A 16,140-nucleotide genomic window follows, 5' to 3' on the forward strand; every position below is an offset into this window, starting at 1 on the left:
ACTCATACCTGAAATCAAGTATAAAGAAAGGTCGGCTAATCAGTATGACAATTAAACAAGGCATCGCAGCTTCAAGCGGAATTGCAATTGCAAAATCATACCATCTGGAATCACCAGATTTATCATTTGAAAAAAGGCCCATCGATGATCCGAACGTGGAAATAAAACGTCTAGATAAAGCATTGGAAGTTTCAAAACAAGAGTTAGAGAAAATCAAAGAACATACTGAAAAAGAACTTGGTATTGAGCATGCAGATATTTTCTCGGCGCATCTTTTAGTTTTAAGCGATCCGGAACTAATTAACCCGATGAAAGATAAAATTTCGTCCAGTAAAGTAATGGCAGAATCAGCATTAGAAGAAGTTACAAATATGTTTATCGATATGTTTGAAACGATGGATAATGAATATATGCGTGAACGCGTAGCCGATATTCGTGATGTAACCAAACGTGTAATGGCACATTTACTTGGTGTTACTTTTCCAAATCCGGCGTTGATAGATGAAGAAGTAATTGTAATCGCTAATGACCTGACACCATCAGATACTGCACAATTAAACAGACAGTATGTAAAAGGATTTGCGACAGATATTGGCGGCCGTACATCACACTCGGCGATTATGGCAAGGTCTCTTGAGATTCCCGCAGTCGTTGGAACCAAAGACATCACAAAAGCAGTTTCACAAAATGACTTAGTAATTGTTGATGGGAATGAAGGTACCGTCATGATCGATCCCTCAGATGAAGACCTAGCTCTATACCTTGAAAAACAAGATATGTTTGCAAAGCAAAAGGAGGAGTGGGCTAAACTGAAGGATGTGCCAACCTTTTCAGTTGATGGAAAACAGGTTGAATTAGTTTCCAACATAGGTACACCTGATGATGTTGCAGGTGTATTGAATAATGGCGGTGAAGGAATCGGCCTTTATCGGACAGAGTTTTTATATATGGGTAAAAATCAGCTGCCGACAGAAGACGAACAATATGAGGCATACAAATCAGTATTGGAACAAATGGGAGATAAGCCAGTAGTTGTTCGGACCTTGGATATTGGTGGCGATAAAGAACTAAATTATTTAGAGCTGCCAAAAGAATTGAATCCATTTCTAGGCTTCCGGGCTATCCGCTTCTGTTTGGCAAATGAACATGTCTTCCGTCCACAGTTGCGTGCACTACTTCGTGCCAGTGTACATGGAAACTTGAAAATAATGTTTCCGATGATTGCAACACTTGAGGAATTTCGGCAGGCAAAAGCAATTTTAATGGATGAAAAGGAAAATTTGCAAAACGAAGGTAAAGAAGTAGCGGCTCAAATTGAAATTGGAATTATGGTTGAAATCCCTTCGACGGCTATTACGGCAAAACAATTTGCCCAAGAGGTAGATTTTTTCAGTATTGGCACCAATGACTTGATTCAATATACAATGGCGGCAGACCGCATGAATGAACAGGTTTCCTACCTGTATCAGCCATATCATCCAGCTATTTTAAATCTTGTAAACTATGTGATCGAAGCAGCACACAGTGAAGGGAAGTGGGTTGGGATGTGTGGTGAAATGGCAGGAGATCCAATTGCCATTCCCATACTGCTCGGACTGGGGCTCGATGAATTCAGCATGAGTGCAACATCTATCCTTCCTGCACGTACACAAATACTTGGATTATCCAAGAAAATGCTAGCTGCCAATAAAGACATAATATTGGCAATGAGTACAACTGAAGAAGTTATTGAATTTGTAAGGGAAATAACAGAAGAGTAAATGCATAGAATCATAGTGATTATTATAGAGAAAATCCATTTTGAGTATCATATTCAAAATGGATTTTTCTTATTTAAGGGAAAATTAAGTCTCATCAAAAAGGATATCTGTATGAAATGTGAGTAATGGTGATAAACTCCCCAACCTTAGCAGCATCGTGGTAATCTGGATACTGGCCCCGGCAGCATTATTTGCTTTCTTCTGCTTTAAAAAGGTGGGGACTAATAAATGATAGATATGAAAATGAGTATAACTATTGGATAGAATCGAATCTCCATCATGATCTCAAAATATGTTGATTGTTATCAACTTGATACGACAGACTTATTTCTTACCCTTTTGATAAATTGAATGTTCCACAAAATCCCGAGGCCGATAATACCATAAGTAAAGAACGGTGCAATAAGTAAAAATGCGGATACCGATATTGAGTAGACGAGTATGACCTTTACCACCGCTTCTAACAGTAAAATGATGCCCCAAGAGACAGTCAAAAAGTGAACATTCTTTCGAAACGCTGGCAAATTCGCCCATTTCTCTTCCGCTGACGCTTTGCCGCCTGCAAACCTAATGGCAAAATAATAAATGAGCGGCTTAGTGAAGAAAAGTGAAATCAAAAAAACCATGCCCATAATGCCTATAATGTACGATTCCCTTAGCAAAATAAACTTCTCATTTCCGCCAATCAGAACAGCAACAATTCCAAGAATAATACTTAGAAAAATAAAGCTCGAAACGGCATCTATTTTTTTATTTTTAATTAGATTGATCAATGTATCGCTTAGCGGTAGTAAGGCAGCCACAGTGAGTGCCACAACCCCGCTAGTATACGGGATTAATAGGCGATAGGTTAAATAGGGCAAGGCGATATTTAACAAAATCGTGACGATAACTTCATTCCTTGTTTTTTTCAACATGATCTTCCTTTCTTTATCACGTATTCATTTCGAATCAGCTGGTAAGGTTTGATCCAGCCATTCGAATACATAATGATTGAATAACTGCAATGCGCCAAAATGACAATGTTCCTCCGCGCCTTCTTCTTTCGTGAATTTCCGATACGTTTTCGGGCAGGTTAGTGCATCATACAATTGCTGAGGCTGACCGGAGAAAAAATGATCGGCCCCGGCTTCACAGACCAGAGTAGGACAAATGATTTTATCAGCCACCCCGTCCAAGGTGTAGGGTTCGGTTTTTTCAAGTAGTTCGAATATGGAATTCGCTTGAAATGTGAACTTTCCGTTTTCCATCGCCCAACGCACACCAGTGTCCTGTCTCATCAACTCTTGAACGGCTTCTTCAATGTCCCCCTCTGACACATGTTGAAGGTCTTCCGCCACATCCCCCTCAATAAATGAACGACCCATTTCACCGAATTGAAAAGAATATAAACCGTCATTGGCGATACAGGCGGCAAGGCGATGTTCAAACGCTGCGGCTCGAGGGGCGAGCAATCCTCCTAAACTGATTCCCATTAATGCAATTCGTTCCGGATCGACTGCGGGACGGTTCATCAAATAGTCAACAACAGGAGAAACAATGTGTTCTCAATCCGGACGAAAGGGAAGGTGTTGTTCCCTGAGGGCGGATCCTTGTCCAGGTCCTTCGAATGTTAGACAATTATATCCACGCTGGATGGCTGCTGCAGCCCCTCGGAAATATAATTCTTCCCCGATTGAATCATAACCACCATGAATAATGAGTGTTGGGCTAGGCTTGTGTGAATCATCCACTTGATAAAAGTAACCGGTTAAAATTGTATTTTCGTAAGGGATTTTTATCTGTTCAACGGGCGTATCCATCAATTGACAAGCCTTTATAAATGTACTTCGACTATTATCCCAAGTATATCCCTGGGATTTCCGTGTAAGAAAAATTCAGCGGTACGGTAATAGTTAGAGGCTCGCAAATAAGCTTCGCGTGCACTTACCCGTTGCCCGGATGCCAGCGCAGAATCTGCTAGGGCATGTATTTGCTTAGCTGTTTTGTTCCATTCCTTATGTCAGCTTTCAAAGTTTCCTTCCTGAATTCGATAAGCCGTCATCTAGCATTCCCCGATATCCGCTCCTCCATAGGTTGCATAACTTGTAGTACGCAACAATTCGAACGAAAATGTTTGATCTTCAAATACAAGATGCACATCCATCACTCCTATTTTTTAATGCTTGTTAAAACCTTTTCCATAGGTTAAAATTAACCTAACACATCTTAAATCAATATGTCAATAATAACTTGTGTTACATTTAACCATAATTAGGAGTATGGATTTCAAGGAGTTCTTTTCGATACGTCTTGTTAAGTTTGCTATCCCGTGAACCACTGAGTGGTTATGATATGAAGAAACAAATGGATGGTAGGATCAATTTGTTTTATAAAATCAATAACAATCAACTATATCCGACCCTTTCAAAACTGGAGTCAGACGGACTCATAAAACTCGAATCTTATGAAAAGGAGTCGTATAGGCCAGCAAGAAAAATCTATAAAATTACAGATGCTGGTATAGAAGATTTAAAATCGTGGATCGTTGAACCGAGCGAACCCGGGGACTGGGACGAGTTTCTGTTGAAGCAGTATAGCGCCTGGCTCATTAAGCCGGAAACAATGATGCCTTTGATTGAGGGGATTAAGAGGGAGCATAAGGAGCGTTTGGAAGGTTATATGGATAAGGTTGCTGAATTAAGAGAACAGTACCATCCTTTGACAAACGACTACCCGATATTTTCATCCATTGCAGTTGTTGAACTAGGGATAAGATTCGAACGTAGTTTCTTAGAATGGTGTGATTACATCGTTGGTTGTCTTAACGAGAACCGCATGTAGATTTTTGTTAAATGAAGGAATGATTGAGCAGATAACAAATCCAAAGGACTCCAGATCGGTATTAATAAGGTTATCCGGGGCTGGAAGAAATAGGCTCAAAGTGATTAAAGAAATCGAACAACAAATGCACGAAAAATTTTAAAACTTTTTTGCGGAGGACGAATTAAAAAACAAATTTGTTATTAAACAAGTTAATAATGGATAAAGTAGAGCCCATTCTTTCTATTTTGAAAGAAATGGGCTTTTACTCATCTTAGATGTCTAGCTTTTATTCAGCTTGTTTGAACGTCTACGCGCACGAAAGGCGGCCACGCTTTCTCGGTGTGCGCATGCTTCAGAACAGTAACGTTTTCGCTTATTTTTTGATGTGTCCAAAAAAACGTTGCGACAAGAAGGTGAAGCGCAAATTCCAAAGCGACTCCCTCCATATTCGCACAGCATGACAGTGAGTCCCATGACTGCGGTCGCAGCTAGCCACTGAGAACAGCCCTCTTCGGCAGATTCAAAGTGTATATGGAGCGGTCCATGTTGCCAACTGATTCGCGGTATTGCGTGACTGATTTGTAGCTGTTCATTAAGGATTGTCGCAGCTTCCTTCTCGTCGGACGCGGCTTTTTCAAATACAGTACGTAATGGCTCTCGCAACGCACGGACTCTGTCCACATCATTTCGATGAATATGCCATGCTTCAATCATTTCGTGATACATATCGTTAACTGCTTTTCTATCATTCACATCCGAAATGATTTTATTGCTTGCTAGTTTAAGGATATTGCTGTGATTGACCAGAAACTTCCGTAAATCATCCTCATTAACCAGCAAATCCACATCATTTACCACCGATAGAGTATTCACCATATCCACGGCCAGTTGCATAGATACGGATGTGTAGTAATCAAAATTCATTTGACGTGTCACACCTTTTTGTTTTATGATACATACAAATGCATTTTAACATGTTACACTCACCCGGGAAAGAGGGAATACATAACAACCTGGACTGCAAGGTCTGGTAAAAGTGAGGAGAACAAGATGACTGAAGTATCTGTATTGGCACAGTCATCCTTAGGAGATTTAAGAGGTGTCCAACTCGATGGCGTTGTACAATTTCGGGGTGTCCCCTATGCTAAACCTCCTGTAGGTGATTTGAGGTTTGCACCACCATGTAGTATTATACCCTGGACTGGTGTTCGTGAAGCACGTGAGCACGGTTTCATGGCACCGCAACCCCCCTCTCGTTTACGTGATGTCGTGGGTGATTCGTCGCGTCCTCAAAATGAGGATTGTCTAACTCTAACGATTTCAACACCAGCTGTTGATAGAAAAGCTCGCCCTGTTGTCGTTTTTCTACATGGCGGCGCTTATATTGCCGGAGCAGGATCCTTAGACTGGTATGATGGCACAACTCTTGCTAAAGAGGGCGACCTGGTGGTTGTTGGCGTCAATTATCGACTGGGTGCTCTCGGATTTCTTTTCCACCCTGGTGTGAGCAAGGGGATGTTAGGTGTCCTTGACATGATTGAAGCACTAAAGTGGGTGCGGGACCACATTCGCAATTTTGGCGGTGATCCTGATCAGGTCACTGTCATGGGACAATCAGCAGGTGGACATGCGATTTTATCTATTCTGGCAATGCCTGATGATCCAAACCTTTTTCGACGCGCCATTTTGCAGAGTACTCCCGTAGGAATACCACCTTTCGCAGAAACAAGAGCTTTGGAATACGGGAATCGTCTGATGGCTTCATTGAACATCCCACAGGGGGATATGGAGGATGTCGCCCATCAGCTAAAAAAACAATCCACCACGCACCTTATTAAAGCAATGGGTGAAGTTGCACGTTCGACATCTCAATTCGGCAAAATCACTCCACCGTTCATGCCAGTGCTGGATTCGATCTCAACAACAGACCATTTCATCGAAGCTGCTGCTAAGGGAGCCGGTGCCAAAGGAGTCGACCTTATCATTGGTACAACAGGAGAAGAAGCGAACGCGTTCCTCAAGGTTCCATTAAAACAAAATCTTGATCCTGCTTTGGTTTCCAAACGTTTCCTTGAACTAACTGGTCGGGCAGATGCCATTGACTTATATCGCCATCGACGTCCGGGTGGCACAATGGTGGATTTGTTGAGCGATCTTGTCACGGATTATATTTTCTTGTATCCATCTCTGCAGTTCGCAGAAGCTGCGACTAAGGCGGGAGTTCGAACTTGGGTGTACCAATTTGATTGGGCACCAGCGAATTCTCCCTATAGTGCGTGCCATTGCATCGAATTGCCTTTTGTATTCGGTACTCTGCAAGCATGGAATGATGCAGAAATGCTGAGGGGAGCGGACAAGGAAACAATGAGAAATCTGTCAGCGACAATCCGATTTGCATGGTCGGCTTTTGCCCACACTGGAGATCCAAAAACCGAGCGGATGGCCTGGCCGGAATATCGATTGGATGGCAGGCAAACTATGCGGTTTGCAAATACCGTCGGTCCCGTAGGGGATGCCGCCGGAATCAAATGGAGGGTTTAATGATGAGAAATGATGATGTTAATATATTGCACCATGTTGGGTTAATCACTAAAAATATGGAGGAAACGATCGAACGCTATGAAAGGTTGGGATTTACGTTCACCCCGCTTTCAATGCCTAAAGTTATCCAGAAATCGGGAGGAGATCCGGAGGAACTTGGAGTTGGGAACCGTACAGCGATTTTTAGAAATAACTATTTGGAGGTCCTTGGGGTAGTCAATGAAAATATCTGGAACGCCGTTTCAAAAGAACAGCGGGGTCCTTTTGATATTGATGAGCCTCTGAACCGATATGAAGGCTTACACGTGATGCACTTCGGTACGGATGATCTTGAAGCGGTCCGCCAAAGATTAGTAAAACAGGGAACTCCTTGTTCAGATATTAGACCCTTTCAACGACCAGTGAATACACCGGAGGGTACGCAAATGATGAAAGCAAAAAGCTTGTTTTTCCCGGAAGCCAGTAATCCAGAGGCTCTCATTCAGATTGCTCAACATTTGACGCCGGATTTAGTTCTGCAACCACGATATATGCAACACACAAACGGAGCACAAACCGTTACAGAAATCATTGTGTGTGCGCCGAACCCTTTACATTATGCCGACAAGTATCGAATGTATACAGGGTGCGATTACGTACAGAAGGGAAACCTTCACATTGTAGAACTTGGGTTTTCCACAGTGATTGTGGTTGCACCGGAGCACCTAGGTGAGGTGATTCCCGAAAGCACTCCGCCGACGCTTCCATATTTGGCGGGTTTCACCGTTGCAACCTCGGATCTTGGAATGCCTCGTCACGTACTAACGGAAAATCAGGTTTCGTTTCAGGAGCATGATGACCGATTGATTGTTGGTTCCCAAGATGCGTGCGGTTGCGCAGTTCTTTTTGAAACCGAGGACAAAAAACGTTAATTCGGCAAAGATTGTTTTTCAAGCTACAAAAGGAATGAACTTAAAAGAACAAGAAACTTCTGTTTGGAAAAAGCTGGAATCATTTCAATGCCCGCATTTAAAATTGGGCCGGTTCGTTGAGTAAAAAACTAGGTTAAAGGCTATTTTTCTTAGAGACCTAATTTTCATTTGGAGATGATGATATTAGTATGACGAAGACTTTTGAAAAAGATCGATTAATTCTACGTGAACGAACTTTTAAGGACTTTGAAAGTTGTGTTGAAATGGATTGTGAAGCAGAAGTTGTGAATTATATTCCAGAACTTAAAAAGATTGTAAGTGGTATATCAGCTAGTGAAAAAAGCATAGGGAATTTGTTTGAAAAAGGTTTGAAACTAATTATCCAGAAGGCATGGGATACTGGACTATAGTGACAAAGTGGAAACTCAACAATTTGTGGGATGGATGTTGCTTAATCCTTTCGATGCGTTGGGAGCTGTAGAAATAGAGTGGAGGTTGAGACCAAAATATTGGGGCAAGGGGTATGTTACAGAAGCAGTAAAAGTAATCCTACAATATGCCGTTGAAGGCCTTAAATTACAAGAGGTAATTGCTGAAATTCATAAAATGAATAAAGGCTCAATTAGTGTTGCTGAGAAGATAGGGATGGAGTTGGAGTACAAAGGAATAGAAGAAACCAGCGATTACGTTAAATATGTTCTAAGTCAGCATGGGGTTAAAAACCATTAAATTGGATGGGGCGGTAGTGGTATATTTCTAAGTATTCGGAAATATACCTTTCTATGGAGACGAATGGGGTATAAATATAATTGGCACGATTGCTCATTCAGCTTACCATCTCGGTGCTCCGCTTCAAATGTTAAAGGTGGTCAAAGACAATTATTGATTTTTGTTAATACGAGTGCCAGATTGTTTAAGAAGATGGGAAGGTGAAGGGGGGATTATTTGAATAAAGTTATATTGCATATAGAGGGTTTGGCAGTTTTGTTATTGAGTATCTATTTTTATTTTAGCATGGGGTATAGCTGGATTTTATTTTTAATTTTTACTGTTAGCTCCCGATATCGATGCTTGGATACTTGAGAGATAATAAGTTTGGTGCGATATTATATAATTTGCTTCATACATATTTTGTACCAATTGGAGTAATTATCTGCGGATTATTGATGCACAATGATGTTTTATTAATGCTAAGTTTAATATGGGTTGCCCATATTGGAATGGATCGTACGATTGGTTATGGATTGAAATATCCTACGCACTTTAAAGATTCCCATTTAGATAATATTTGAAATTGAGATTAAGCAAACGGGCGATTGTTGAATATAGAGACTATTAAAAGACCATACTTGTATCAAATTCATTGATTCATAGTATGGGAGCGTGAAAGGCTTGTTGCTTTCGGAGGCATGGGAAAAGTATTCTTCCCTGACAAAAAATAATTTTATCCATGTTGTAAATATGGTCTTCAATCTACAAATCGTATAAATTAAGGACAAATGTAATTGAAAATTGGTGGTGAGAAAGAGATGAAGTTGGATACATTATATAAGACATATCAATCGTATCTTTTTTCTATTGCGTACCGGATGCTTGGATCTGTTACTGATGCAGAAGACGTCGTTCATGATTTATTCCTACAGCTTAAATTTGACCCCGATCAAATCAGGGACCTGAAAGCATATCTTGCAAAAATGACGACGAATCGCTGTCTCAACTTTTTGAATTCAGCCCGTAATAATAGAGAAATTTACGCAGGAACCTGGTTGCCTGAACCTCAGGTGAACCAAGCAGAGCAGCCTTTGGATAAGGTTGTAACGGACGAATCAATTTCATACGCCTTTCTCGTATTACTGGAACAACTGTCACCTGTCGAAAGAGCAGTGTTTGTTCTTAGAGAAGGATTTGCTTATAGCTATAAGAGTATTGCCGATATGCTGGAGAAGACCGAAGAGAATTGTAGAAAAATCTTCAGCCGTGCCAAGCGAAAATTACGGAATGATATACCTGCTCATCCAAAGAATACTGAACGCGTTGACCTTCTTGCAAAAACATTTATAAATGCGTCGAAGACTGGGAATTTTGAGGAAATGATTGATATTCTTACGGAAGATGTTGTACTTGTGGCCGACGGAGGAGGAAAGGTAATTACTGCGTTGCATCCAATTGTAAACAAACAGCAGGTATCTGCTTTTATCAAAAAAATTTCGGATAAAGGGGCTTTCATAGGAGAACTTCTTCCAATGATGGTCAATGGTCAAAAAGGAGTCTTGCAAGTAAGAGAGGGGCATGTTAATAAAGTCATTTGCTTTGAATTCGATTCAAAACAAAGGAATATCCGGAAAATCTTTTTTATTTTAAATCCCGATAAATTAAATTATATTCCTGTTCCTTAATAAGGATCGATTGGAGGCCAAAGGGCTCTTTTTTTTTATGTCACAAATCCGTCCTCTGTTTTGTCTTACTATTGAAAACCCCAAAGCAAATTAATGGAGGAGATAGGTATGGAACCACGTTTTAACTACATGAAGACGAAACTAACAGTAAAGGGAGAGAATTTATAATGGCGAATGTAAAAGTGGCAGTCATTTACTACAGTTCAACAGGGACAAACTATCAACTTGCACAATGGGCAGAAGAGGGTGCAAAAGCATCCGGGGCTGAAGCGAAATTATTGAAATTTGCTGAAACTGCACCAAGTGCAGCAATCGATTCAAACATTGCTTGGAGAGCTCATGTGGATGCAACAATAGATGTACCTGAGGTTACACTAGATGACCTTGAATGGGCGGATGCTTATATTTTCAGCATGCCATCTCGTTTTGGTAATTTACCGGCACAAATGAAACAATTCCTTGATACAACAGGAGGGCTATGGTTCAATGGCATATTGACCAACAAGGTAGTTAGTGGTATGTCTTCCGCAAATAATCTACACGGCGGTCAGGAAGCAACTGTTAAAGCGCTATATACGACGATGATGCACTGGGGTGCTATCATTGCTGCTCCTGGATATACAGATCCTGTAACATATGGTGCAGGTGGGAATCCATACGGAACAAGTGTTACTATAGACCAAGAAGGAAATATGAAAGAAGATGTGGCTGACGCAGTGAAACACCAAGCAAAACGAACAACCACAGTTGCCAAGTGGGTTAAACAAGGTATGCTTTCCGAGTAATTATAACCTTTCATTGAAACGGTTCGACCAAAATTATTTGGTTGGATCGTTTCTATGCAGGAATCCTTAACCTCATGTATCGTTTAGAAAACAAAAAATAACTTGAATAAATTATACTGTTTGTATTTAGTGTAATTAATCTAAGGAGGGTTGTTAAATAATATGGGTGCAATCAAGACTTATTGTGCTTTGAACATGTAATTTAATACGTTCGAAGGCTCTATTGTTTTCGCTTACAGAGTAAACGGGATAAGTCTGTCCATTTTTATTTAACAATCTATATTATAAATACTTTGTTAATTAGAGGGAAGGTTTATTATTCATCCTTTCCTTTTAATATTTTTGTGAGAAATTGATTTAGCTTTTTTTACAAGAAAGCCCCTTTTGTGTCGTATAGCTTTTTCCTACGTCACAATGTATTTTTGTCTTACTTCTAAATAATTGATTCCGTTTACTAGAAACTACAGACGTTTATTTCTGTGTTTTTTTCGTTCAGAGCCGAAAAGTCAATTATTTTAAGGAAGGATTGTTTGAATAATGACAAAGAGAAGGAAAAAGTATAAATATACAAAATCCCCCACTACGAATTTTTTTCCAAACTTTATGCGCATGTTGAAATGGGCTCTCTTGGTAAGGAAGTGAGTCGCTTTACTTCCCCTTTCAGTTACCCTCAGGATGAGCATGAGGGACTACTACTTGAAACAGCTGAATAAGTATGAGATTACAGTGGAATAGAATATTGAACTTAAATCCTTTCAGGAAACGAATGAAGGCATTACGGCTGAATTTTCTGGTACCGACAAAACAGATCAAGTAGAGTTTTTGTATGTTTGTGGATGTGACGGAGCGGACAGTGTGGTAAGGAACCAGATTCAGGCGGGCTTTCAAGGGGGGACGTATGAGGAAAGATTCGAAGAGAATTGTAGAGAAACTTCAGTCTTGCTTGATTTCGAGACTGAATTTATCAATCGCCCAGAAGATATGGTGGCAGTGAAAAGGGGACCACTTCTATATTCCATTGCGATTAAAGATGAGTGGAAAATGATTGATTACGGGAAAGAGGAAAATTTACGGGTATTCCCTCATTGTGATTATGAAGTATTTCCACAGTCACAATGGAATTATGGATATGTTGATAAAAATATCCAATATAAGTTTAATGGAATAGGGAAGTTTCCATTTAATGCCGAAGAAGCTCCAATTGAAGCCACAGCAAACGTTGTGGAAATAAACTGGCCTAAAGAAAATGGAATTGTTACTAGAGTTCCAGCAGATAGAAAACCACTTAGTTCGGTGAAAAAGGTAAAACTTTTACCATATGGTTGTACAAATCTAAGAATTACGGAAATTCCATTTATAGAAGATGAGTAATTGAGCGGTAGTTGGTCCGAATGTATAGGAGGAAGTACAACCAAGGGGCCATAGCATTGTTTTAGAAATGAGTAAAAAAATAAATAGTCCTTACCTTTGACTACTAAAAGAACCACAGGAGTGCTTGATATAAAAGCATTCTTGTGGTTTTAACGGTCAAAGGTGAGATTACAATAAACCAAAATATATGTTAACTACTGGATCGAAATTCGCGTTATCTTATGCACAAGGATGTTTAATAAAAATGGCGGTTCCCCAACCTTTTTTACTCCTGATAGTAAAAATATAATTGTTATTAAACACTAGTGATAAACGCTTTTTAATATTGGCTAAACCAATATGATTCGTGACATATTCATCTTTATCAAGTTCAGTATGTAATTGCTGCAAGGAATGTTTACTCATTCCTTGTCCATTATCAGTAATGCGGAAACTCATACTATTATTTTTTCGCTCTATTTTTATCCTGATCTTACTCGTGCTCTCGCCGTCGGTCCCATGTTGAAGGCAGTTTTCTAGTATTGGTTGCAAGATGAATTTCAAGACTTGCTGATCAAGATCAGACTGGTTATATTCCCAGTATATATGAAAATCATTTCGGGACCTTATTCTCATGATCTCTACATAATTTTTAGCATTTTCAATCTCCTCTTTCAAGGTCACTGTATGACTTTTGGTTCTCAATGAGAAATTTAGAATATCGGTTAATGTTCCCAGCATTTCAGTTACTTTATTCGGTTTCCCAGTTAATGCTATTGCCCTCCAATAAATAATAGCAAGCGTATTTGATAAGAAATGTGGATTAATTTGATTATGCAAGGCAGATAACTCTGCTGATTGAAGTTGGTATTTTTGTTCGTTTAATTCTTTTTCAAGATTGTTTTGGTTTATATAATTTTTTAAAATTCCTCTGACAATCAATTGATATTCATTGTCTTTGAATGAGATATCGTTGGTTAAGTTTTCTTTCTTTTGATTCGTCATATTTAAGATCATAATAATATCACTAATATGGCGGGCATTTTTTCGGGATAAATAGTAGATGATCGCAATTCCTATAATAAAAGATAAGCAGACAAAAATGATGGTTAATAATCGTAACTGATTGGGGATCCAGTAAATAATATTCTTTTCAACAATAGAGTAGTATCTAAGATTATAATTTTTCGAATGAAGTTGGTTCACAATATAAGCTTTATGATCCATTTTAACTTCAAATGTTTGTTGATTAGTTGTAAGATCCCAATCTTCTATATTTAACATTTCACTATTTTTATTGCCATATAATTTGTTATTCTGGTCATCTAAAACAAAAATGCTTTGATTATGGTAATTATTCCATTCATTGATTAAGTCTTCAAAATAGTTCTGTTGGATATTTAAAACAATCAAACCTTCAGAAGTAGATGCATTTGTTTTGAACACATTTTTAAATATAGTGATAAGCGGTTTTGGCTCTTCAAATGGAAATTGTGCCTCCCTTCTATTTTTTATCCAAATATTTTCTTCAGTGGAATTGGGATCAAACTCGTTAAACCAAGACTGGTCATTCATGGCATCTATTGAAGTGATTCCTGTTTGAGATGTTAAAACACGATTTTTCGTATTCGTGTAAAATACATAAATGGAATGAATATAAGGTGTGGCAATTTCCTTACGCCGAAGTGTCCCTTCTTGGTATTGCAGTTTCTGGTTTTGATTAAGAGTTAAATAATCCGAATCTAGAATATCTTGAAGAGAAAGGATAATCTCAGGATTCCAGTTGTAATCTAAATTCAACAAGTGCATTTCATTTAATACAATATCCGTTTGTTGCTCTAGCTGTTGTAAGGCATTAAAGTTATTACTAGTAATGGATTCTTTCATATATTTATCTGTAATGACTATGGCAAATGATCCTAAAATGAACAAGGGAATTAATAACGGAAAAAGAAATAGTAAAGTATTCTTTAATAAGAATTTTTTATTTCTAATCACAATGATATAGCCCTCTGATTTCGATATTCTCGCGGGGACACACCATAGTACTTTTTAAACATTCTAGTAAAACTCTTGGGATTGTTATAGCCTAAGATGTGACTAATCTCATAAGTTTTATAATGGTAATCAATTAAAAGTTCTGCTGCTTTCTTCATTCTAATCTCCGCTAAATAAGTAGAAAAGTTCATCCCCGTCTTTTCTTTAAAAAATGTACTAATATAATTTGGAGACATTTTTAATAACTGGGATAAATCTTCAAGTGTCACCTCTGCGTAATGCTCTTCTGTATATTTTTTTATGGTCTGAGTAATGTTTTCCGAGTAACTATTGGCAGATTGGTTCCTCCTTGTGTTGTTCCATTCTTGATCCAAGTCTTTTTTGAGTATAGTAAAAACCTCTTCAATTTCTTCGTACTTTCCTGGCTTTATAATATAATCTCTTACCCCATATTTAAGGGCATTTTGGGCATAGTGAAAGTCCTTATATCCACTTAGAAAAATGATTTGAATAGGGTATTCCCTATCCTTAACCTCTCTAGCTAAATCAATGCCATCTAATACAGGCATTCGAATATCTGTTAATACGACATCTATCGGATTTTCCTTCAAAAACTCAAGAGCTTGTTGTCCGTTTTCGCAATCATGTGTAATAGTGAAGCCAAGATTGTTCCATGGGAAGTAATTTTTTAAACCAAAACGGATTTCTTGCTCATCATCAACAAGAAGTATTTTATACATATCGAAGCTCCTTCCGCGAAAAAAGGTATCATATTTTATGGAACAAAAGAAGAAAAGATACTTTTATATGTAAACGCTTAAAATATTGGTGGTTATAAGAAATAGAATGCCTTTTTTTGATTGAAAAATTACTATACTCTTTTTATACAGTCATTCTAATAGAAATGAAGAACAATAACAACTAATGGCGGAAGAGGTGACAAACCATACTTCAAACAAAATTAACGGAAACTGTGTATGTGTTTTGTATTTACGCATTGAAGCTCGTTTATGTAAATCTTTTGTGGTTCCTTTTCACCTTATTGGGTCTCGGTATACTTGGTATTTTTCCAGCGACTGTAGCGCTTTGTAAAATACAACAACAGTGGTTAACACAGAAAAACGAGTCTTCTCCGATATTTATCTTATATTGGCAAGAATATAAGCAAAACTTTTTAAAAGTTAATATGTTAGCGATTACCTTGTTCGTTATTGGGTTTATTATCTACTTTGATTTAAGGTTTTTTGTCCAAAAAGGAGGGATGATCAATCAAATTATCAGTTTAGGTATCTATATTATATCTGTTTGGTATTTGATTGTCTTAATGTATATCATACCCACGTATACCACATACCGACTAAAACTACACAAATATATTCAATATGCTTTTATTATCGGTATGTTAAATCCATTGAAGACACTTGGATTAGCCATTGCTGCAGGAGGCATGATATATCTATCCTTATACTTTCCACAAATTTTGTTTTCGGTGGGGGTGAGTCTAACCTTTTTCATTATCATGATCGTAGGTGGTCAAGCCATCCATCAGGTCACCATGCTTAAAGGAAGTTTCAGCAAGTAATGAAGGAATAAA

The 16,140-nt window shown here is 38.5% G+C and carries 17 protein-coding genes; 11 read left to right on the forward strand and 6 right to left on the reverse strand.

Annotated elements, in window-relative coordinates:
• Positions 1-44 precede the first annotated feature (44 nt).
• Positions 45-1,760 (forward strand): phosphoenolpyruvate--protein phosphotransferase, encoded by a 1,716-nt coding sequence (gene ptsP / locus IPU53_RS09105; RefSeq protein WP_207450025.1) that lies wholly within the window; start codon positions 45-47, stop codon positions 1,758-1,760.
• Positions 1,761-2,065: 305 nt separating this feature from the next.
• Here ptsP and IPU53_RS09110 read toward each other — a convergent pair whose 3' ends face one another.
• From IPU53_RS09110 to IPU53_RS24920, 3 genes are read right to left on the reverse strand one after another with little or no spacing between them, the layout of a single operon-like run.
• Positions 2,066-2,677, reverse strand: coding sequence for a VC0807 family protein (locus IPU53_RS09110; RefSeq protein ID WP_242698175.1), 612 nt, complete (start codon positions 2,675-2,677; stop codon positions 2,066-2,068).
• A gap of 24 nt (positions 2,678-2,701) precedes the next feature.
• The gene (locus tag IPU53_RS24915; protein WP_242698176.1) at positions 2,702-3,274 is read right to left on the reverse strand and encodes an alpha/beta hydrolase family protein; all 573 of its coding nucleotides are present in this window, start codon (positions 3,272-3,274) and stop codon (positions 2,702-2,704) included.
• Positions 3,275-3,307: 33 nt separating this feature from the next.
• Positions 3,308-3,565 (reverse strand): hypothetical protein, encoded by a 258-nt coding sequence (locus tag IPU53_RS24920; protein WP_242698177.1) that lies wholly within the window; start codon positions 3,563-3,565, stop codon positions 3,308-3,310.
• Positions 3,566-4,061: 496 nt separating this feature from the next.
• Between IPU53_RS24920 and IPU53_RS09120 the strand changes: the two genes are divergently transcribed.
• On the forward strand, positions 4,062-4,583 hold the full coding sequence (locus tag IPU53_RS09120) for a PadR family transcriptional regulator (RefSeq protein WP_278253259.1): 522 nt from the start codon (positions 4,062-4,064) through the stop codon (positions 4,581-4,583).
• 261 nt (positions 4,584-4,844) lie between these two features.
• Here the strand turns inward: IPU53_RS09120 and IPU53_RS09125 are convergent, their stop codons facing one another.
• Positions 4,845-5,489 carry a CGNR zinc finger domain-containing protein gene (locus tag IPU53_RS09125; protein ID WP_207450029.1) on the reverse strand — a complete coding sequence of 215 codons (645 nt, stop codon included), beginning with the start codon at positions 5,487-5,489 and terminating at the stop codon, positions 4,845-4,847.
• 126 nt (positions 5,490-5,615) lie between these two features.
• Here IPU53_RS09125 and IPU53_RS09130 point away from each other — a divergent pair, with 126 nt between their 5' ends.
• The 8 genes from IPU53_RS09130 (at position 5,616) to IPU53_RS09165 (ending at position 12,569) form a co-directional block, all read left to right on the forward strand.
• The gene (locus IPU53_RS09130) at positions 5,616-7,106 is read left to right on the forward strand and encodes a carboxylesterase/lipase family protein (protein WP_207450031.1); all 1,491 of its coding nucleotides are present in this window, start codon (positions 5,616-5,618) and stop codon (positions 7,104-7,106) included.
• Positions 7,106-8,017 (forward strand): VOC family protein, encoded by a 912-nt coding sequence (locus IPU53_RS09135; protein ID WP_207450033.1) that lies wholly within the window; start codon positions 7,106-7,108, stop codon positions 8,015-8,017. Before IPU53_RS09130 ends, IPU53_RS09135 begins: the two co-directional genes overlap by 1 nt.
• A 188-nt stretch (positions 8,018-8,205) precedes the next feature.
• On the forward strand, positions 8,206-8,427 hold the full coding sequence (locus IPU53_RS09140) for a hypothetical protein (RefSeq protein ID WP_207450035.1): 222 nt from the start codon (positions 8,206-8,208) through the stop codon (positions 8,425-8,427).
• 7 nt (positions 8,428-8,434) lie between these two features.
• The gene (locus tag IPU53_RS09145; RefSeq protein WP_313886468.1) at positions 8,435-8,746 is read left to right on the forward strand and encodes a GNAT family N-acetyltransferase; all 312 of its coding nucleotides are present in this window, start codon (positions 8,435-8,437) and stop codon (positions 8,744-8,746) included.
• Between the two features lie 338 nt (positions 8,747-9,084).
• Positions 9,085-9,309 (forward strand): DUF4260 family protein, encoded by a 225-nt coding sequence (locus IPU53_RS25440; RefSeq protein WP_313886469.1) that lies wholly within the window; start codon positions 9,085-9,087, stop codon positions 9,307-9,309.
• A 213-nt stretch (positions 9,310-9,522) separates the two neighbouring features.
• Complete coding sequence (locus IPU53_RS09155; RefSeq protein ID WP_242698178.1) at positions 9,523-10,413, forward strand: RNA polymerase sigma-70 factor; 891 nt, start codon at positions 9,523-9,525, stop codon at positions 10,411-10,413.
• Positions 10,414-10,580: 167 nt separating this feature from the next.
• The gene (wrbA, locus tag IPU53_RS09160) at positions 10,581-11,198 is read left to right on the forward strand and encodes an NAD(P)H:quinone oxidoreductase type IV (protein ID WP_207450037.1); all 618 of its coding nucleotides are present in this window, start codon (positions 10,581-10,583) and stop codon (positions 11,196-11,198) included.
• A 738-nt stretch (positions 11,199-11,936) separates the two neighbouring features.
• Complete coding sequence (locus tag IPU53_RS09165) at positions 11,937-12,569, forward strand: FAD-dependent monooxygenase (RefSeq protein WP_207450175.1); 633 nt, start codon at positions 11,937-11,939, stop codon at positions 12,567-12,569.
• 219 nt (positions 12,570-12,788) lie between these two features.
• Here IPU53_RS09165 and IPU53_RS25445 read toward each other — a convergent pair whose 3' ends face one another.
• Positions 12,789-14,546, reverse strand: a complete 1,758-nt coding sequence (locus IPU53_RS25445) for a sensor histidine kinase (protein WP_207450039.1) — start codon at positions 14,544-14,546, stop codon at positions 12,789-12,791.
• Positions 14,543-15,286 carry a response regulator transcription factor gene (locus IPU53_RS09175; RefSeq protein WP_207450041.1) on the reverse strand — a complete coding sequence of 248 codons (744 nt, stop codon included), beginning with the start codon at positions 15,284-15,286 and terminating at the stop codon, positions 14,543-14,545. The genes IPU53_RS25445 and IPU53_RS09175 overlap by 4 nt, the downstream gene beginning before the upstream one ends.
• Positions 15,287-15,525: 239 nt before the next feature.
• On the opposite strand from IPU53_RS09175, the gene IPU53_RS09180 reads away from it, so the two are divergent.
• Positions 15,526-16,128, forward strand: coding sequence for a YesL family protein (locus IPU53_RS09180; protein WP_207450043.1), 603 nt, complete (start codon positions 15,526-15,528; stop codon positions 16,126-16,128).
• Positions 16,129-16,140 lie beyond the last annotated feature (12 nt).

This window comes from Bacillus sp. SD088 (assembly GCF_017355205.1).
Taxonomy (GTDB): Bacteria; Bacillota; Bacilli; order Bacillales; family Bacillaceae_C; genus Lederbergia.